17 protein-coding genes are annotated in these 21023 nt (G+C 35.7%); 3 read left to right on the top strand and 14 right to left on the bottom strand.

The genetic code is table 11. The features are described 5' to 3' along the window. Window positions 1–4 precede the first annotated feature (4 nt). From ACZ0AH_RS17385 to ACZ0AH_RS17335, 11 genes are all read right to left on the bottom strand, one after another. Entirely contained in the window at window positions 5–892 is an 888-nt protein-coding gene (locus ACZ0AH_RS17385) for a bestrophin family protein (RefSeq protein ID WP_463477048.1), read from the bottom strand. 109 nt (window positions 893–1001) lie between these two features. Continuing rightward, window positions 1002–1460, bottom strand: coding sequence for an MgtC/SapB family protein (locus ACZ0AH_RS17380; protein WP_463477047.1), 459 nt, complete (start codon window positions 1458–1460; stop codon window positions 1002–1004). Between the two features lie 715 nt (window positions 1461–2175). After that, window positions 2176–2517, bottom strand: coding sequence for a DUF6660 family protein (locus ACZ0AH_RS17375; protein ID WP_463477046.1), 342 nt, complete (start codon window positions 2515–2517; stop codon window positions 2176–2178). Window positions 2518–2952: 435 nt separating this feature from the next. Further along, entirely contained in the window at window positions 2953–3756 is an 804-nt protein-coding gene (locus ACZ0AH_RS17370) for a PRTRC system ThiF family protein (protein ID WP_463477045.1), read from the bottom strand. Beyond that, window positions 3753–4469, bottom strand: a complete 717-nt coding sequence (locus ACZ0AH_RS17365; RefSeq protein WP_463477044.1) for a PRTRC system protein B — start codon at window positions 4467–4469, stop codon at window positions 3753–3755. The genes ACZ0AH_RS17370 and ACZ0AH_RS17365 overlap by 4 nt, the downstream gene beginning before the upstream one ends. Next, complete coding sequence (locus ACZ0AH_RS17360; protein WP_463477043.1) at window positions 4466–5557, bottom strand: hypothetical protein; 1092 nt, start codon at window positions 5555–5557, stop codon at window positions 4466–4468. The genes ACZ0AH_RS17365 and ACZ0AH_RS17360 overlap by 4 nt, the downstream gene beginning before the upstream one ends. A 56-nt stretch (window positions 5558–5613) precedes the next feature. After that, window positions 5614–5832 carry a PRTRC system protein C gene (locus ACZ0AH_RS17355; protein WP_463477042.1) on the bottom strand — a complete coding sequence of 73 codons (219 nt, stop codon included), beginning with the start codon at window positions 5830–5832 and terminating at the stop codon, window positions 5614–5616. After that, window positions 5826–6365, bottom strand: coding sequence for a prtrc system protein e (locus ACZ0AH_RS17350; RefSeq protein WP_463477041.1), 540 nt, complete (start codon window positions 6363–6365; stop codon window positions 5826–5828). The genes ACZ0AH_RS17355 and ACZ0AH_RS17350 overlap by 7 nt, the downstream gene beginning before the upstream one ends. 7 nt (window positions 6366–6372) lie before the next feature. After that, window positions 6373–6576 (bottom strand): hypothetical protein, encoded by a 204-nt coding sequence (locus ACZ0AH_RS17345; RefSeq protein WP_463477040.1) that lies wholly within the window; start codon window positions 6574–6576, stop codon window positions 6373–6375. 47 nt (window positions 6577–6623) lie between these two features. Beyond that, a complete protein-coding gene (locus tag ACZ0AH_RS17340) occupies window positions 6624–7685 on the bottom strand; it encodes a DUF932 domain-containing protein (RefSeq protein ID WP_463477039.1) in 1062 nt (353 codons plus the stop codon). Window positions 7686–7715: 30 nt separating this feature from the next. After that, the gene (locus ACZ0AH_RS17335) at window positions 7716–8102 is read right to left on the bottom strand and encodes a single-stranded DNA-binding protein (protein ID WP_463477038.1); all 387 of its coding nucleotides are present in this window, start codon (window positions 8100–8102) and stop codon (window positions 7716–7718) included. A gap of 374 nt (window positions 8103–8476) precedes the next feature. Between ACZ0AH_RS17335 and ACZ0AH_RS17330 the strand changes: the two genes are divergently transcribed. Further along, a complete protein-coding gene (locus ACZ0AH_RS17330; protein WP_463477037.1) occupies window positions 8477–9088 on the top strand; it encodes a hypothetical protein in 612 nt (203 codons plus the stop codon). Window positions 9089–9097: 9 nt separating this feature from the next. Continuing rightward, complete coding sequence (locus tag ACZ0AH_RS17325; RefSeq protein WP_463477036.1) at window positions 9098–10507, top strand: ion channel; 1410 nt, start codon at window positions 9098–9100, stop codon at window positions 10505–10507. A gap of 198 nt (window positions 10508–10705) precedes the next feature. Here ACZ0AH_RS17325 and ACZ0AH_RS17320 read toward each other — a convergent pair whose 3' ends face one another. Then, on the bottom strand, window positions 10706–15577 hold the full coding sequence (locus tag ACZ0AH_RS17320) for a DEAD/DEAH box helicase (protein ID WP_463477035.1): 4872 nt from the start codon (window positions 15575–15577) through the stop codon (window positions 10706–10708). A gap of 314 nt (window positions 15578–15891) precedes the next feature. On the opposite strand from ACZ0AH_RS17320, the gene ACZ0AH_RS17315 reads away from it, so the two are divergent. After that, on the top strand, window positions 15892–17952 hold the full coding sequence (locus ACZ0AH_RS17315) for a hypothetical protein (protein WP_073409942.1): 2061 nt from the start codon (window positions 15892–15894) through the stop codon (window positions 17950–17952). Between the two features lie 99 nt (window positions 17953–18051). Here ACZ0AH_RS17315 and ACZ0AH_RS17310 read toward each other — a convergent pair whose 3' ends face one another. Together ACZ0AH_RS17310 and mobC are read right to left on the bottom strand one after the other, a co-directional pair. Next, on the bottom strand, window positions 18052–19014 hold the full coding sequence (locus ACZ0AH_RS17310; protein WP_463477034.1) for a PDDEXK nuclease domain-containing protein: 963 nt from the start codon (window positions 19012–19014) through the stop codon (window positions 18052–18054). A 22-nt stretch (window positions 19015–19036) separates the two neighbouring features. Next, window positions 19037–21019, bottom strand: coding sequence for a conjugal transfer protein MobC (gene mobC / locus ACZ0AH_RS17305; RefSeq protein WP_463478118.1), 1983 nt, complete (start codon window positions 21017–21019; stop codon window positions 19037–19039). Window positions 21020–21023 lie beyond the last annotated feature (4 nt).

The following is a 21023-nucleotide window of genomic DNA, read 5'->3' as shown; positions in this document are numbered from 1 at the left end:
TAAGTTAATTAATGTAATAATAATTGTCTGGTGCCAGCGGCGGTATGGCAGTATCACTGCATATTTCTTTGATGTTATTTTCAATCACGGCGCTTAATGCACTCATGGGTACATCGGTTGGACTGTTTTCGAATGGGTCCTGCATAATGATTGCAGTTTTTTCTACTCCTATAAGCATTGAGGCTACAACTATGGTTAGAAAAATTTCAAGGATAGGAAAGTTATCTTCAAGTCCAAAAGGAAGTATGGAGATTAAGACGTAAATTAGAAAGTGAATCAGTAAGCTGTATGACTTTGGAAATACGGTATTTTTAATTCTTTCACATTTTCCCATTGCATCGTTCAGACGTGCAATGGTCGTGTCGATCTGTACCTGCTTGTTATCGTTTATCTGGTAGGTTTTGCAGATTAAGGCAAGCTGGTCTGCGTGCCTGTTGAGAAGTTCGGCGGGAATATTATTGGCCGTAATTTTATGTTGTTCTAAATAGTGCAGCACTTTCTCAGAGAAAGGGATCTTTCTCAGGCTCTCTGACAAGGCATAGCACCAAATGGTCTGTCTTTGTGCAAATTCTTTAAGTTCTCTCTGATATTCCAGCTCAGGTAAAAACTGCTTGATCTGTCGAAGAAGTGTTCTGGAATCATTTACAATTTCACCCCATACTTTCCGTGCCTCCCACCAGCGCTCATAGGATTGCGCCGTCCTGAAAGCCAGAAGTAATGCCACTATAGTGCCCATTATGCCGGTTATAGGCAGAGGTATGGCAACCTGCCTGAGTATGGTCACGTGATCCAGTGTGCCTATTAAAACCGCATAGATGACTATGGCAGTAATATCACGCCAGATGGATCTGAAAAAATAGATTATTGAATCTTTATTGTTTTTAACTAACATAGTATGAACTTTCTTTAATGATTAATTCATTTAGGTATCTCAGACGAAGATTCTAAGTTTTTCTGACTACCTTAATTATTTATTATTAGTAGTATATTTTAAGGATGATCTATAGGTTTTCATCATGGTTATATTTTATCTTTTTTTTCCATCTTACATACCATTTTTGATGATGCAGTGAGAGCAGGTAGTATAAAACAGCGGAACTTGCCATAGCAATAAGGTACATGTTAAGGCCCACAGCTACGCCTACAGCAGAAGTACACCAAACTGTAGCGGCTGTTGTTAGTCCATGTGACGAATTGGCATGATTGTTCCTGTATATGATTCCTGCGCCAAGGAACCCCACACCAGTAACAATATTGGCTATTACCCTTGACGCGGCTGCAGGATCATTGGCTAAATGAACCGTGATGGAGGTAAACAGAGTAGCTCCAATGCAGACTGCTGCATAAGTTCGTACTCCTGCATCATGGTCATGTCGCTCTCTGTCCAGACCAATCAGAAATCCTAAAATAAACGAAACAATTATTTTGATAATTATTGCAAGTTCTGTGTTAATATCCATATGTATCTAAATTAAGAATTAATTTCCAACTATAAAAATTTCTTTCATTACTTTCGAAACCAAATACTGATAAAGTTTACCTGGTCGTGTAAGCAATTTCCTCTGAGTATATTGATTGTTTAAAATATACACTATTTTAATGTGGCAAACAATGTACCTCCCTTTTATTTATATGTTTTTCTTTTTCACAACCCTATCGTAGGCCAATGAATGTAAGCCTTCGTCACAATGCTTTCCACTTGTTTCTGCAGCAAGTTTTTAACAGGTATATATTTAAAAAAAGTAATGCAGGTTTTATTTTCATTTTTAGCAGTGATTGCGCTGTTGTCATCTAAAGGTGCTAGTAAATACTGTTTTGCTGAGTTTTGCAATATCATCGTACCTCTATTTTAGGCTTTCTAATATGTAATTTAAAGATACTGTCTTTGCATCACGGCTACATCAAATAACAGTGTAATGAAATAATATCCTTCGGTTAAATGTGCGACAGAGAAATGACGTATTCTTGTGCGTACTAGTAAAAAAGACTAATATAGAAATCATCACGATAAAATAATTTGGAAAAGGGCAAAGGGTTATCTTTTTACTTTCTTTGGATACAGTAGATTTGAATCGGTTATTTCCCGTGTACACCCTTTTTTTGATACTGTCAAAATATAATTATTATAACATAATTATACACCTTCCTGACTTAGAGTCGCCATAATAAATAATATTATGAAATAATCTGTGGAGGCTGCCAAATGCTTCCAAAGAAGCTTGACGTTAAAAGCGATTGGTAGTTGGAAACCTGAGGTGAAATTTTATGAAGTACAATAGTAAAATCAATAGGCTCCTTTTCTACAGCACTAACAACGTGAATGCCACAACAGGCACAACAGCATAAGGGCGAGCATAAATCATTTTTTGTGTTGTGTGAAGTTGTATCCTTGCTAAAATTGAGCTGTTTCACTATTCCAGAGGATGATGAAACAACAATTTGCATCTGCGTATCTGCGCAGGTAAAACACGGCAGGCTTAGCAGATAGATTGTTAATATGAAGTTGAGAAATTTCACATTATAAAAGTATACAATTAATTTTATTGAGTCAATAGAAAACTAGAAAAAAACTCTAGTACCTATTTTTTATCGTGACTTGATCTTATTTTGAACTGCTTTTTCCGTTATGATGAGATTATGTTTGATTAGTAAACGCTTAAAGTTGTTATGTTTGATGTTGTTTCTTAGATGATAGCATAAATGTTCCACTTATATATGCCGGGGGAATTTAGAATGCGAGAATTTGATGATAAGAAACTAACATATGTATAAAACCTAGAGACGTGTTAATAGATTATTAAAGATGTCTGAAAATAAAAATATTAAAACACACAAACATCATTAGCTATATTGCGATTGCGTAATGAGCAATATAGCTAATGATGTTGTTCCGTTTTAAAGCGCCCCGCAATTGCCCGACCAGAGGAAGCCCAATTGCGGGGCGGCGGGGCATCAGCCTACCGCTATAGGTTCTAACCTAAAAGTGCCAAGATTCAGAAAAAATCCTCTCTGAGCAGTCATTCCTTCACGAAATAATTTCCATAGTAGTGATGCCCCCATACTGGCAAGTGTCGCATTAATAAATAAATCCTGTTTTTCAAGTGCCTCGGCAAGCGAACAACTCGGCTCATTGTTATCGCTCTGTACTTGCAGTAATTCCTTAAATTCATCGGTTACCATCGGAAGACTCGGTACAGTCCTGTATAGTTTGGAATCAGGCTGTTGGATTTCCGTGATTGTTGAGAGTATCGCCTGACCGGTATTTTGAGCGTTGCCGAGATCAAGCCAATAGAGGGATTTGTTGCGTTCAAAATCATTATTTCCATTACAGTTCTTAAAGAAATCTGCAATATCAAAACGTGCCGATACGGTATCAACACAACTAATGTAAATATTTGCTCTGCCACGATTGGGCAGGGATTTCAAATTAGCCGTTGAAAATTGCTCTTTTATGGCTTTCCAATTCGTTCCGAAAAAGCGATTCGTACGATTTATAAGTGCTACTGCTTTGGGAAGTCCAACCTCAGCATCTGCAAAAAGCTGTCGTCCCTGATTGGCTTTGGTAACCACATCATCATCAAACAAATTAACCTGTAGTCCGGGATGTCCCAATGCGATAAGGCTGTGGTTCATTCGTGCGAGTTCGGTGAGCATCCTGCTTCCTGTTCCTCCTGCGCCAATAAGGTTTACCGTTATTGGATTGGCTGGGTTTATCAGGTAATTGTGCGTGTAATGCATGACGCTTTGCGTGTTCATGATAGTATCTTTTTAATTGTTAAACCATTTTTGAGTAAGGATTTTATGGGAAATGGTTTATCGCTACCCACAAGTTTCTGCCAAAGCTGAATAATGTTTCCTTTTACAGGACTTTTATTTCCAATCAGATGACTGAAATAGCTGTTAAAAAAATACTGTTCCCAAAGCGAAATGAATTCTTCCAAATGGCAGTCTGACTTTATAGTAACTGATACCGTCCCCATGCAGACCCTGCCATCGGCATATAAATTAAAAAACGGTGCATGATAAAGGGGTGTCTGTTCGTTTATTTGCATTTCGGTGTCTATTGCATAAATGTACAGCGTGTTTTTAGAGGCTTTCCATAACAAGGGAGGCACAAATGCTTCTCCATTTGTAATTCCTAAACTCTCCACGAAAAACAAACTGACTTTTTGGGCAGGGGTGTACCAAATGGCAGAACCATTATGCTCGGGATTCAAGTGCAGTACATTTCTAGGAAGCAGTCCTGATGGCTTTAAGAATTTACGGGTCAGTTCGTCTGATGTATCAAGGGCACTGGCAAGCTGTGTACTTTCTTTAAGGCTTAAAGGATGGGCGTTTATGGGACAGCCATTTTTATCCATATCATAGGCTTCCACATAAATGGATTTTTCAGCAGAATGGTTCTGATAGACTACAAAGGCTTTTACAGGATTGTACAATGTTCCGAATGCGGAGGTTATATTTTTCATGGCATATTATTTAAAAGGGTGCATAAATCATTTAGAAGTGGAAACAGCCTGTATTCGAAATCGAGCGTTTTATGGATTAACTCATTTTGAGAATCATAGATTTGCAGGAGTGTCGGCTCTTCTATTTCGGAGCATTCGTTAAATTCATCATTGATTACCCGTGCAATATTCTCATAGAGCAGACCATCAGTGTCTGCTATAAAGGAAATGTACTGTTCTGCTCTTATAATCCCCTCATCTTTTTCAAATTCCCGATTTGATGTGCTTTGAAAAATAGTGCAAGCAGGATATTCGAGCATTAATGTTAATGCCTGTTTGGCAATACACAGACAGTCTTTTTCGAAACTGTTATTGAATTTATAACTGCTTATGCGTTTTTCAAAGACATTTAGATGATAGGGATTGTACATTTTACGGTGTATAACATCCCCACAGTAAGATGCCTTATTCAATTCTGAAATCATGCTGTTACCTGCTTCAGACTCTTCATCTTCCAACTCATCAATCATCCATTCTTCCATACATTCATAGTGGTAAAATAGACAACTGCTGTCTTCCCTGTAATACGGAATCCCTGCAATATGGTATAGATAGGCAAAAACAGACAGCAGTAGTTCTGCGGTTTGTTTTTGTTTCCTGTCCTGCAATAGCTTATATAAAGGCAGTACAGGAACATAGTACAGCGTATTGCATGTGTTATAAATATGCCGGGTTGCTAATTTTGCACAGCCATTATTACACTGCATAATGGACAATTCAATATCGCGCCCCAAACGGTTCAACTGCTTCTGAGCATCACAATGTGCTAATAATATATTATAGGGATAGGATTTGCCTGTAGTATCCAAAACCTCAAAGCCATACAATCCTGTCAGGATAGCAAGAGAATTAAAAAAATCATTTTCCACCTCATATTGGTCTGGTATTTTTTTACCCATTTCGAACAATGGCAGAAAAGAATGTCTTAAAAAACCATCGGCAGGAGTTCGAGCGGAACCGAACTGTTCGGGTTCTTTTTTACTTGATGCGCATCGGGAAGCCTGTTTGTGTTTTCTGCGAATTCCCCTAACTGTCTGTATAGTCTGCATAACTTTTTGTTTTTTGGCAGTTTGATACTGCCTGTTATGGTTTTTGTTTTCATGGTTTATCCTTTTGTGCCGATCTGAGCTACAAATTTGTACTGCACGGCATCGTCATTTATAACAGGTCCCTCTATGGATGCCGTGGTTAAAATCGGATAGGTCTGCGCATAAAAATTGAGTACCGCTTCGGGGCTGAACGATGGCGATGGGTCGGCGAGTTTTATATCTACTTCTTTATCCCTGAAGATAAAAATGCGCTCTAAGGTGGTGGCTGTTAACATGGCTCTTCGGTTTTGGGGTCATTGAAAAGGTCTATCGGGAACTTATCAGAAAGCTCAGCTTTGCGGGCGTGAATAATATCCTTATACTCGGGGTACAGGTCGGCAGGTGGCACTTTCATCCATGCTTCTTTAAATTTACCTGCCGTTTCGAGTTCGTCTGCTTTTTTCATGGCTGATTCGTATTGTTTCTGCAATTCGGATTTCTCCTTATCTCTTTTCAGAATGTTGTCTTTTTCCATCTGTGAATTCACTTTTGCCTGTTCCTTTTCTTTGAGGAACTGTTCCATATTGGCAAAAAGCTTTGCGGTATCTTTTACAGGCTCTGTAATCGCTTCAAAAAATCCGTTGTCGAGTTCCTCCGCCGTGCCTTTTAGCAAAATAGGCGGTACTTTTTTGCGGGCATCATCGCCAACGGTATCATTAAAAAACAATACCGATACGATTAGTTTGTCTGCTTCTTCTTTGACTATGTTTATTTTCCAATTCCCTGCTACCTGCAAGGCGAGGATTGATTTAAAAAAATTGGTTTCCATTGCTTTACTATTTAGTTTGTTTTACCTCTAAATCACTAATTGCTACTAACTTTTCGTACAGGTCTTGCCAATAGGCTTGCCGTTTTTTATCAAAGTTTTCAAAGAGTTTGTCTTCATGGGCAAAATTCCTGAAGTAGTCTGCCTGTTTTATTGCCTCTGCTAAATTTAGAACTTCAATATTCTCTCCATTTCTATCTTCTATCTGTATCATGATTTCAGGGTTTAAAAGGACAGGCAGGAACTGCCTGTCCTGATTAGCTAATTCAGAATCAAGGCGTCCGAGCCTTTATTGGCAAAATCCACACAAAGGTTAAAAGCAGACTGTGTGCGAATCTGTCCTGTACCACCCATCAAAAGGGAAGTTAATTTAGCCTCTTCATCTTTGTAATTTCTAACATTCTGAAAATATCCTGTGATTGCATTGTAAGCCCCAAAAACAGTCCCTTTGGTTGTGTCCATCAGTTGTGTAGGGTTGCTCATGGCATATTCAAATGCGCTATCGACCATATTGGTAAAACAAGTAGATAATTCGTCTTCTTTCCCATCTTTTATGGTTTTCAGCACTTCCTTATTAGGAACAAGGGCAGACTGTATCAGTTTTTTTACTTCGTTATCCGTGATTCGTATTTTTGTCCAATGGTTAAAAATGGATTCCATCTGCGAAGAAAGCATATCGGATATACCCATTACTTTGTGCGCCTGTTCCAAACGTTGTTTGGCATTGGAGGTATGGCGAATACGCACGGTATTGGTTTTGTTATTCATAGCGGCATTTAGCGTATTGTTACACACGATGCGTATGGGCGTGAATGCTGCCGTTATGCTTCCGCTTCCATCGTGGGAAGTGGTCAGGAAAAGATATTTTTCAATCAAATCATCGTTACCTACCTTGATATAATCAGGCAATTTTGCCGTTATAAAAATGCGTTCCCCTTTTCCGAGGGCTCCTGCGGTTTCGTATAAAATCCCGTCACCGCCCACGATACTGTCAAAAAAAGAAAAGGCATCCCTATTTTGTACAATCTGGTAATCTTTACCCACCACACCGAGTACGGCATCATTATCGGTGCGCACCGTACTGAAATAATTCGGGACTTCTATTTTATTGTTAATGATTTCATTATCCAAAATAATGTCGGCTGAACCGGCTGTAAACAGTTTACGTTTTTCTACTTCATAATCCAAACCTGAGTGGATAATTGCCTCGGCACTTGTTGGGTAATCGGTAATAATCTGCCCCAAATTGTGCCATGCTGTTTGCTTCGTGCTGAAAAAACTGTGTTTTCCTGACTGCTCGTTGTAATTGATATTGTGTGCCATGATGTTACATTTTAAGCGATTACGCTATTATTAAAAAGGTACGTCTGCTGTTTTTTTTGATTTCTTTTCCTTTACCGCTGAATTGGCTGTATTAGTTTCTGTCTTTTTGGCAAAAACCAAAATTTTAATATTATTGGTGTGAAAAGTCAGCGTGCCTACTGCTTCGCCTTCGCTGTTATTGTAAACATTCATGCCAATACGCCCAAAGAGCTGTACAAGAGTTCCTTTTTTAAGCCACTGGGCTGTAGCAGTATTTAACCAATAAGAGCAATTGATATAGGTTGTTACTTCCTTTACTTCGGTACTTCCTTTAGGTTTGTAATTGTCGTTGATGGCAATACTGAAATTGACCACTTGTTTGTCATTGTTCACTTTTTGAACTGATGCATCTGCTGTTACTCGTCCTGTGATTTCCATAATTTTAAAATTTAAAGATTACTACTGTTTTAGTTTCTCTCTAATCCTGCTCCCACAAAAATTGTTTTCAAAACGAAAAAACGGGAAAAAAGAAAGCAAGATGTAAGTGGCTTAAGGATGGGTAAGTGCTATAAGTCCCGAAGGGTGGCAAGGGAAGCGCCGCCATTATGCGCACGGGGCATGCTTAAGTCACTATCTTAGCTGCCCTTTTAGTCCGTTTCGAGTGAAATCATTCACTATATCATTATTAAAAGCTTCAGTATACAGCAGTTCTACTTTTATAGATGGACAAGAAACTTATACATCTATTTTATTAATCAAATTGTATTAAAGAATATTGGTTATTTTAGCCTTGAATCTTAACAAAGAATAAAATGGATGAAAACAGTTCAAATCTTATTGATGGATCTGCCGATATTTTAGAATACGGCATTGATTTTTTTACCGAAAACGAGGCTGTTAAAGATTTTCCTATTATCGGCATAGCCGTTAAGATTGGATTTGCTGTAAAATCCATCAGCGATAGAATATTTTTAAAAAAAATGGAACGTTTTCTGTTTGAATATTCAACAGTGGCTTCTTTGGAAAAAAGTATCCTGCACAAAAAAATACAGCTCAGTGATACTGTGAAAAAGAAAACTGGAGAAGCGGTAATCCTTTTATTAGACAGGTTTAGTGATTTAAACAAACCTTACTTTTTAGCCCAATGTTTTTCAGCGTATATTGAAGGCAGATTACTTTTTGACGATTTTATAAGATTAGGAAATGCAATTGACCTAAGCCACTCTTCTGACTTGTATGATTTTATAAAAACACCAAATAATCAAATGATCTTAGATAGACTACTGCGAACCGGAATGGCGGAAATTTCTAAAAATGCTTCAGCGATGACCCAAAGCGGGTCTTCACCCATTATGCTGACTACTGCAAAGACTGAACTTGGCGAGAAATTTATAGAATTGTTTACTAATATCCAACACCGTTAAATTCAAAATATGAAACCGAAAGAATTATGGAAACTAAGCATCGATGACTTTAACCAATGGAGAAGAGAAAATGATTTGCTTAAACTTTTTAACTGTTTTCAGAAAAGCCTGCCACACTTTGATGAATGGCTTAAGGAATTTAACTTTACGATCGATTTTATACTAAAAACCAATAAACCTGGCGGCTTTTTTTATTGGGATACAGAAACCATATTAGTAAAATCTATAGAGCGGGGATTTGATGATTATTTTTTTATTCCTATAGAAAATGAAGCGCATGATAGGAGGTTACGTGAGAAATCTGAAAGCGATACCACTATTGAGTACCGTTTTATACCTTACTTGAGATGGGCTAAAAATAAATTAGGAAAGGAGAACATTATAGAAAGCAAATACAGCAGCCAGAATACTTTCCGATTTGTTTTAACAAACGCCCCCGATGTCCCTAAAGCTTCAAATACTTTTATCGCTCCAGGAATACCTGTTTTAAAACTTGGTGGAACTAAAATTAAGGGCTGGGGTTTGACAGCAAATGTCAATTTAGATTTTGCCGATTTGGATTTCCTTGTAGTTAAAGGCCATCATCATTTCAGTACGGAGACAAATATTTTCTTCTCAAGCTGCAGGAATATAATTTTTGAAGATAGTGTAGTGAATTTCACTAATTTCTATGGATGTCATTTTGAAAAACTCCAGAGTAGAAATTCACGTTTCTATTCGACAAGGTTTTTTACTTGTAACCTATTTGGAGCAGATTTTGAAAATTCATCACTTGTAAATTTCGTAATAGATAATTCTTCCGTGAGTTCTTTTTCATTCAACCGTGTTGAAGTAGATAATCTTACTTATGTTCCTCCCAAGAAAAATTGGTATTCAGGTGCTGCACTAACGTATGAAAATGTACTGGAAAATTATAAAAGACTGAGGGTTCTTTATCAGAATAATGGGCACAGGAAAGAAGCAGGTGAAGCTTATTTCAATGAAAGACTTTATGAACTAAAGTATAACAAAAGCAGTGTAGAGTTTACAAGACCAATAAAAGTTTTATATAAAATGGGATACGATTATTCAAAACCATTGATTGTGGAAAATGTTGATAAGGCTGGAAAAATAATAGCTGATTCTTTTTCATGTCTTGTATGGGGTTTTGGAGAACGTCCTTTTAGAACATTAATTTCTTCGGCAGTAGTTTTACTATCTTACTCAATATGCTATTTTTTCTCTGGAGTAGCCCCTGTAAACCATGATTTTTCTACTTCTATGTATCTTTCTACCATTATGTTTACTACATTGGGATTTGGAGATTTTGTACCATTCCAGAATGGTAGTTTTAAGATTTTTATGGCAACAGAGGCTTTATTTGGAGTTTTTATTTTTGGTTTATTTATTGCTGGTTATGCCAATAAATCGAAATATTAACTGATTTTCTATTTTAAGCTTATAATTATGTAAGTGGTAGTGATTTAAATGTCATTATACTCTGTTTAGAGTAGAAAAATGATAATCACTATATAATGACTAGATGAATTGTATAATGCCTTATAGTAAGACGCATAATGATATCTTTTTCACCACAGCCTTTTATATGTTCTTTAATTTCAATCCTTTTAAATGTTTTTACTCAAAATTAACTTTAGGTAATCCCTTAACAATATCTACAGTTTGTACACTTACATTAATAATACTCAAAATTAAATCTAAAATATATCTCGGATTCCCAACTTCGGCAGCCCAATCGTTTGGATCATTTTTGATGCCGCTGTCTTTATGGGTGGTCACTGCATAACGCTCCATAACCCATTCGATGGCAGATTTTCCATTTACGACATATTCGTAAGCTGTTACAGGTATATTTGAAATAGAAATACGGCTGTTATAAATGATGGTGTCTTTTTGGTCTTTCTTCGGGAAGCGCATTTTTTCTACGGTATAGAATTCACTTTCGGCTCCTTTTATCTCGACAGCATCAAAAGGCGGAACGGTTTCATAATTGATATGGAGTTCTGCGAGTTCTCGACCTGCTTTGCTAAATTTGAAAAAATCATTAACATCCTCTAACAAAGGTAAACGAGGCAACATTTTTTTTAAGTCGCTGGTGAACATTTCGCGGTATTCCGGGCAATGTAAAAAACCATATACATAATAGAAAATATCTTCTTTGGTTATGTTTTTTCCATATTGTTTTTTAGTTCTTTCTAGTATAAAATCGCTTACTCCATCACGGCGTAAGTAGTCACTCGTGTCGTTAGTGTCAAAAATACTTTTTTGTGAACGGTTGTTTTCTTCGTAATAGTAGAGGGGAAAACATTGACCGTTAAATTGTAATTGAACATCAGGAATGTTATTAGTAATAATTGTTGTAAAATCCTTAGTTCCTCCGACTCCAGAAATACATAATACTAAATTATTCATTGATGAATTTGGAAAGAAAGAATCCATTCTAGAAACAACATTATTTTGTTCTCTACTGAAATATAAAAATTGTTTAAAAAATGGGCGATATAACGATTTTACAATTTTTGTATCATCACAAACTTTATGCCTTTCATTTTTAATATCATTTATAAATGCCCTTGACCAACTAATTTTTGAACTATCATATTTAATAAATTCTTTTGCATCTAATTTTGGATTAATTTCTTTTTCCTTCTTTAATTTATGTAATTCTGAATTATAAAAATTTACGCTGACAGAAACATTCTCTTTTAAATGGTTTTTATTTGATTGATATAGCCATGCGTCACGAGAAGTTTCAAGTCCTCTGCAATAGAGGTTAGAATTCCAAAAAGTATTTTTTTCGGACTTATCATCCATAGCTATAAAAGTTGAAAACGCATCGCTTCTCATATTTATCCAATCTCCATGCTCATTTGTTTCTAAGGTTTCCCACAACATTTTTTCGTTGAAAGCAGAGTCAAATTTTGTAATAATTTTTAGTTTGTCCTGTTGGGTTAGATAATCACCAATATCGTGATAATGGACTGTTGCTTTTTCTTGTATAACAGCAGGATTTTTTATCAGGAAAGTAATTGATATTGGAGTTCGAGAGCCAACTCCAAAAACATTTCCTGATTCCTTCCTGCGTAATTCCCCTTGTGTTCGTGCATTTCCTCTTAAGTTAAACACATAAATAGAGCTGAATTCTCTTTCCAATGATTTACGGAAACCAGAGGTGGCATTACCGTCTAACCAAGCTCCATTGGAGATAAAAGCAATAATACCACCATTTTTATCCAAGCGGTCAGCACTCCATCTGAATGCTTTTATGTAAGAATCATAAAGAGAGTTCTTATTTGTTGCGATGGTTTCTTTTGCATAAGTGTTAGCAATTCTGCTATCAAGAATTGGATAGGATTGATTTTGTGCATTGTCGTTTGCAGAACTTTGCCCTACGGAATAAGGCGGATTTCCCATAATAACCCTTAACGGTGCTTTCTTTTGTTTGGCAACACGATAGGAGTTTTGAGGAAACATTTCAGAAAACATTTTTTCGCTGTTATCTGATTCACCCAATTGGAAGGTGTCTGTTAAGCAGATACCATCATAAGGTGTATATTTCTCTTTACCAATACCATCATCAGGGTCAAGCGTAGCATCATGGTAAGCATTTTCGATATTAACAGCTGCAATATAGTAGGCTAATAAAACAATTTCGTTGGCGTGAATTTCGTATTTGTATTTACGTTCTAAATCTTCCTCTTTGATCAATCCGCTTTGAAGCAGTCGCGTGATGAATGTTCCTGTTCCAGTGAAAGGATCTAGAATATGAACGTTCTCATCTGTCAAACTTCTGCCGAATTCTTTTTGAAGAATGTCATTTACTGAATGGATAATGAAATCGACACATTCGACAGGCGTATAAACTATACCGAGTTGCTCCACCATTTTAGGGAAAGCAGTTTTAAAGAATTTATCGTAAAGCTCGATGATGATGCGCTGTTTTCCTTCGGCATTGTCGATTCCCGCAGCACGCATTTTTACGGATTCGTAGAATTTTTGCAGTACATCGACATCTTTTTCCAAAGCCTGTTCTTCCAAAATAGACGTCATGTTTTGCATTGCTATTGAAACAGCATTGTTTTTAACGAAGGAATAGCCTTCAAACAAAGCTTCAAAAACGGGTTTGGTGATGATGTGCTGCGCCAACATTTCGATGGCTTGATTTTCATCAATACTAGGGTTTATATTTTTTTGTAATCCTTCTAAGAAATTAGTAAAAGCGATTTTATGTTGGCCGTCAGTTTTAACGAGTTTGGTAATGCGTTCCATATAACGCTCCGCAATTTGCGCCACATCTTTCGCCCAAACTTCCCAATAGTTTTTGTCTCCAACTTTCTTGACCATACGGGCAAATATTGCGTTTTGTAATTCTTCAAAATGCAAAGTCATTTGGTCATTTAAATCATTGTTTTTTGTAGTTTCTTCTGAATCATCTTTTCTAACGGGATTACCATTCTCGTCAAAACCCCAAGGAGCGCCACCCACTAAGACATTAGTAGGGCGTTTGTTGTTTAATTCGAGTTTGTTTACCGTTGCATTAAAACGGTCATCATGTGCACGAAGTGCATTGAGGACTGTCCAAACTACTTTGTAACGTTCGTTGTCATCTAAGCCTTTTTCGGCAGCTATATTAGAAGGAACTACAACTGGAATAATAATGTAACCGTATTTTTTTCCTGGCGATTTACGCATAACACGCCCCACGGATTGAACAACGTCAACCTGAGAGTTCCTAGCCGAAAGAAACAAAACAGCATCGAGGGAAGGAACATCAACTCCTTCACTCAAACAACGTACATTAGTCAATATTCTACAATCACCATCTTCGATATCAGATTTTATCCAACCTAATAATTCATCACGATCTGGAGCTGACATGGAGCCGTCAATATGTTTAGAAGCGATGGAAACCATCGTATCTCTTTTCTCTTTTGGTAAGGAATCAATATAAGAATCAGAAGCCGTGTTGTAGGTTTCTGTAATTTTTTTTGAAACTTTTATATTTGAACAAAAGGCGACTGCCCTTTTCATTGGGTGCGGGTCGGAATCTTTTATAATTCCTTCGTCTCCCAAAACTTGTTTTGAAAGAGCATTGATGCAACCTATCAATTTTGAGGCATCGTCCGTCGATATTTCGCTGTTTTCATCGGCAATCATTTTTTGAACTGACGGTGGAATATCGTAATCATTCAACGTAAGAATCAAAACTTTGTAATCAGTCAATAAATCTTTTTCTACGGCTTCTCCAAAACCTATTCTATAGATTTCTTCTCCATACAAATTGGTATCATCCATAGAACATAAAATCACTTCTGCTTTAGCTGCTTTGCTTTTGACTTCGTCATTGTACAGACGAGGTGTAGCAGTCATGTACAGACGTTTTTTTGCTTTTATGAAAGTGTTATCATGCACTTTTGTAAAAGCAGATTCGTCAAAACCTGCAATTTTTATTCCGGTGGTTCTGTGTGCTTCATCGCAAATAATCATATCAAATTCAGAAAAACCATTTTCAAGAATTATTTTTTGCGCTTTTGCGACTACCTCAATAGACTGGTAGGTAGAAAAAACAACCGTCATACCAGGTTTGTTTATTCTTTTGAAAAGATTGAACTGTTTTAAAATTTCCTCAGGGTCGGTTGATGCTGGCAAAGCCAAATCGACTGTGCTGAAAGTGTCAGTGTCTTCATCTTTTGTTTTCTTTTTTGAAATATCAGGATCGGAACAAATACAAATTGCATTAATAGGTTCTTTGGCAAAAGTTGACCATTCACGTAAAGTTTGACCAAGCAAAGAAATGGATGGCACTAAAAACAAAATCATCCCGCTGCCGTCGGTTTCGTTTTCGGCAATACGAAGTGAAGTAAAAGTTTTTCCAGTTCCACACGCCATGATTAATTTACCACGATCCGCAATTTGAAAATTCAGGTGTGTTTTATCTAATGCTTCTTTCTGATGATCTCTTAAATCTCTTCCGGTAATACGCGCTATTTCACCATGAACACCCGATTCCATTTGTGCCCAATCTACAGGGGCATCCTGTAAATCGTGAAGATGAATTCTTGATACTGGAGGGTGTTGGTTTTTGATTGCCTGAGTTGCATTAGGGCCCCATTTATTTGTTGTTGAAATCCAAAGGCGGTGTGAAAAACCAACGGTTTTTAAATCTTCATTTTTAAATGTACGGCTTGAAGTAGATAGAAAAGAATCTACAGCCGGTTTGTCTATTAATGATGTTTCGTGATAACATTTACATTGAATAGCCCAATAATCCCCATCAATAGTGAGAGCAACTAAATCTATACCGGTGTCGCCACTACCTAAATCATTTTTTCCGGGAAATTCATCCCACATCCAAACTTTTTTGAATCTGTAAGCATATTGAGGGTCGGTTAAAAGATATGCTTGCATTAATCTTTCAAAACGAGCTCCTTTATCACGTTCGGAAAATGAAATTTTACGATATTTTTCTAGTATTTTATTAAAGCTCATTTGATTTTTTTATATGTAGGAAAATGATTTGCCGAAGGTAATATTAAATTAGGGGAAAATAAATTTATAAGATCTGTTTTTCCTTGGTTAATATAATCTAATGATGATTTAGCCGTTTTGTTTGAGCATAGAACTGACTTAAATAAATTAAAATTAAGTATTGGGGAAAATTACCCTAATGTAAACAAGTTTATGGACTTGGTTTCGACTCTACTAACATAGCTCCATATTAATAAAAATAAGAAGAGGGTGTTGTTTTAAGAGATTTTTCTATCTGCTATTTAATTATATTTGTAGAAAATGAGTACTAATATATGGATGATATTCTAATAATCGAGCAGAAGGTTAACTATACAGGATTAATAAACAGCATTGATATTAAACCGGATGAGTATTTATTGCCTCTTCACGAAGTTATTGTAAATTCTATCCAAAGTATTGAAGACAGGACTAATCCCACTGATTCTGGATCAATTATTATTAAAATTCATAGAATTTCTCAAGAAAAATTAGACTTAGATGATGCTGATGATTATCAACCTATTACTGGTTTTACCGTAACCGATAATGGTGTAGGCTTTACCAACAAAAGAGAAACGGCTTTCAGTACGCCATTTACAAATTTCAATTATGAGAAGGGCGGTAAAGGAATGGGTAGGTATACTGTTCTAGCCTGTTTTGGTAATATGGAAATAGAAAGCTCTTTTACCGATGGAAAAAGTGTTTATAATAAGAAATATAAATTTGATAACTTAACAGGTCTTCAAAAATATCCTGATAGTTTTGAAAGTTTTAGTGATGATTTTAAAAATAAAACTATTGTTAAATTAAATAATTACCGTCCCGAATATTTCAACTTTGCTAATAAATTAAAAATAAGTATAAAAGATATTGCGGATGATATAATACAGCATTGCCTACTTTTTTTTATTGGTTCAGCGGATATACCTACAATAAGAATATTATATGATAATGAAAAAATTGAAGATGCAATAGTTTTAAATGATATATATAAAACTGTAATTGAAGTAGAAAAGAACGAGCTTAACTTGAAGTTTTCAGATATTGAGCAAGATTTTAATTTAAGATATATTAGAAACTACAACGGAGTCCATTCGCACTCTATACATTTATGTGCAAATAAAAGAGAGGTTGGAAAAAAACAATCTCTTACTAATTATTTACCTTCTTTTAAAGAACTTTACAACGAAGACAAAAAATATTATTTATCAATATATGTTGAAAGTAAATTTCTCGATGACAATAATCACCCTCAAAGAAATAGATTTACTTTTCCTGAGGCTTCAAATAAAAAAAGTGACTACGATTTATTCTCGTTGGAAGAATTATTTACTCATGTATCTGATAATGTAAGACTCAATTTTTCAGGACACATACAAGAGGCAGAAAAGGAGAAAAATAAAAGAATCGAAAATTATATTTTAAATCCTCAGAAGCCTAGATTAAGGTATCGCCACTTATTAAGTGTTGACAATGCCTTTTTAGATATCCCAATTAATGCATCAGATGAAACTTTAGAGGCGAAACTTCACGAAAAGGAGTTTAAATTAGAGCAAAAAAGAAGCAAAGCATTTGAAAAAGTATTTAAAAAAAATGAATATGATAAAGAAGCTTTTGGTGAAATAGTCCATAAAATATTAAATGAAGAGGCAGCATTTTCAAAGGATAAATTAGCCGATTTAATGATTAAAAGAAAATCGGTTATTAAATTGTTTCAGAAGTATTTACAATGGCGTACCGACGAAAATTTTATGCTCGAAAAAGATTTACATAATATTATCTTTACGATGGGTTCTGAGACTAATATTATACCCATTGATTATCATAATTTGTGGCTTTTAGACGAAAGATTTACTTTTCATTCTCACACTTCTTCAGATGTTAAAACAAAATCGGTTAAAAATGTCCTAAGTGATGGCATAAAGGAAGCAGATTTGTTAATATATGATGTTCCTTGTGCATATTCAGATAATTTAGATAAAATTAATTCGCTTGTAGTTTTCGAATTTAAGAAGCCAGGAAGAGAAATAAGCGGCAGTAGTAATTTAGATGATTTGGTTTTGAAGTATTTTAGAGATCTTATGAAGAGTAAGGCTCGAAGTAATAAAGGGAAAATTCTAAATATTGAAGATAATACCCCTAAATTTGGTTATATAATTTGCGAATTAAACAAGGATAACATTGAGCATAATATAAAGTGGAATGGCTTTAAGAAAAGTGCTCATGGTCATTTATATAAAATTAATCCTGAATTAAATCTTCACATTGAAGTTATGTCTTATGAACAGATGTTAGATTTTTCAGAAAAAAGACATGAGGCGTTTTTTAAAGCCCTTGGAATAGATAATGTGTAAAAGGACTTGAATGTTATTAGATACTTCTGCTCTAATTGCACAACTTTATTTAAGTAAAATAAATTTTATTCAAAAATAGCTTGCTCTAAAAGTTTACGGTTATAGAGTATTTAACTTTTGCTTTAACAAATGTTTGTCAGGTAGCTGAATTTTATATTCAGCAACCATAGTAGGGGAAAGACTTCTACTTAAAGCATATTCTACCACTGCATGGTCTTGGTCTTTACATAATAAAATACCAATACTTGGGTTTTCATTCTCCTTTTTTACATCTCGATCCAGAGCTTCCAAGTAAAAATTTAACTGACCCAAATGTTCCGGTTTAAACTTATCTGACTTTAATTCAAATGCTACCAAACATTGTAAGCCTCTATGATAAAAAACCAGATCAATATAAAAATCACTATGCCCCACCTGAACTTTATACTCTTCCCCTATAAATAAAAAATCCTTGCCTAATTCAAGTATGAAATTTTTCATCTGATCAATCAAGCCCTTTTGCAAATCACTCTCGGTGTAGGTATCTGAAAGGTTTAAAAAATCAAATATATAGCTGTCCTTAAATGTGTTTGTTATATCGGGATGTAATTCTCTCATCACTGATGAGACTTTTGTATTTCCAATAATGGTTCTTTCAAAAACACCACTATTTATTTGCCTTTCTAATTCCCTTGAACTAAATTTCTCCTGACTTGAAAGGCGCAAATAAAATTCCTGTTCTTCGATTGACTTGGTTCTGCTTAAAATGATAAGATTGTTTGTCCAGCTAATTTCTCTCAGCAGTGCTGAGAGTTTTGGAGAAGCTTTGTATGTCTGGTAAAACTGTTTCATTCTCCAAAGATTCTTATCCGAAAATCCTTTTAAATCAGGCTCGCTTCTTTGCAAAAAATCAGCCAGTTCTTTTACTACTGATTTCCCCCACTGTGCTGTTTCGATACGATTGTAAATGTATTGTCCAATATTCCAGTACAGATTGATCATTTCAGTGTTAACTGCTGATATGGCTTTTGATCTGGATTGTTTTATTAATTGGATTATATCGGTAAATTGTTCCTGTATCATTATTTCTGAATTTAATTTATTATCACTTCTTAATTACTAAATAACTTAGTTCAATATCATTTAATAGTCTTTCCTTTTCTGCATAAATAATATCCTTGATGTCCTTTTTTATCTGTAGATAATTGCGCTGTACCATTGCATTATCAACTTTGCGAATAATAGGAATATCTACATATTGATCCTGTTCTTTTTTTAATGCTTCATGGTCATTTACTATTTCAGAATGAAATGTTTTGAGTTCAATTTTACAATCAGGATCATCCGCAACCATACCCACGAATTCACCAGAACTAAGTCCGGAAATTTTGGATGGAGGCACTGCCGATTCCAATTGTTTGGACCGGCTTATAGAAGTATCTCCGCTATTAATGGAAAGGCTTTCCCTGTCCTGCATAATTTTTCCAAAACGCTCTGACAATTGTTTGGCAGTATCACCTGTAACTTGTCCGCTTACTACGTTTCCAACAATATTCATAATCACGTCAGCCTGCTCTCGTCCATAGTCTTTACGTAATTGGCTAAAATCTTGGATACCCAAACAGGTTGCTACTTTATTGCTCCTAGCTGTGGCAATTAAACTGTCCATATTGTTTAGATAAATAGTTGGAAATTCGTCGAATATAAGGCTGCTTTTCTGCTTGTTTTTTTGGTTCACTTGTTTAACCAATCGGTTTACATAAAGTGACAACACAGCTCCATATATTTGGATTTTCTGCGGATTATTGCCCATGCATACGATCTTAGGATCGTCCGGATTATTGATGTCCAGTGTGAAGTCACTACCCGATAAAACATAATACAATTGTGGAGAGGAAAGCCGTGCCATGGCAATTTTTGCAGAAGCAATTTGCCCCTCCAATTGGTCCATAACATTATTTAGGTAGGCATTCACAAAAGGATTAATAAGTACTTCTATTTCTTTTTCGGTTCTGAGCAGGGTAAAGAGACTATCGTAATCTTCCTGCATTAGTTCAATTACATGGGGAAGCGTACAGAATTCGCCGTCTTTGTATTTTCGTAAATACCATATTATAGCTGATAGAAAATTAATCGGAGATTCTACAAAAAAATCGCCCTGTCTTTTGATCCATTCCCTGTTGAGTCCGAGCAAAATAGTACGCGCTGATTCTGAAGCATCCGTAATGTCACTCATACCAGATGGCTCTAAAGGATTACAACGATTTGTCCGGGTCAGGTCATCAAAATTAATGACATAAAACTGTGGTAATTTCGGATAGTGATGTTTGTATTTAAGCCAGGTATTATAGACTATTCTGGTTAGGTCATCAAACTTGAAATCATAGACAAACATGGTGAATTGTTTTCGTATGTGCTGGGTAATGACATGGCGTATGACGAAATAAGATTTTCCGGATCCGGGCGTACCGGAAACTAGCAATCCCCGAAAGGGATTAATAATATTTATCCAGCTGTCCCTTACCTTGTCCTTTAAATGATAGCGGGCCGGAAGGTTGATGGAATATTCATTATCCAAGAATCTTTCTTCCTGGGGGAAAGTTTCATTTTCGTTATTAAAAATATCCTTGCTGTTCAGCCTGTTTTTTATAATACGAGATAATAGCGTACCTCCTGAAAGCATCAGAAGAAAGCCACTGGAAGTTAGGATCATATAGGCAATTGCTGCCAGCATGAGTTCAATTTTCAGGTATAGTGAAAGACAACTTATAAAGTAAATCAGAATCCCCGTAATGATGTAAGCAAAAGCTGTTTTGTAATTCAGTTTTTCATCTTTTCTTCCTTTTGCACCAATTAAAGAAATGATTAAAAATCCCAGAGCAAAGAGTTTGGATTTATGAAAATTATTGAATAATCCTGTATGGTAAATATTGCCCATAATTTTATCACTGAATCCGCTGACCAGATGCCACTGCTGAAAGGCAGCATAGCAGTAATAATAAAAATGGATTACTAAAATAATGATGCTTATAAGTCTTGTCATATCCAAGATCTTTCTAAGCGCCTGTTCGTTTTCTCCTGTCTGCATAGCC

The sequence above is a fragment of the Flavobacterium sp. AC105 genome, assembly GCF_979258495.1.
The sequence above is the reverse complement of the archived record's forward strand: the minus strand, read 5'-3'. Positions and strand labels throughout refer to the sequence as shown.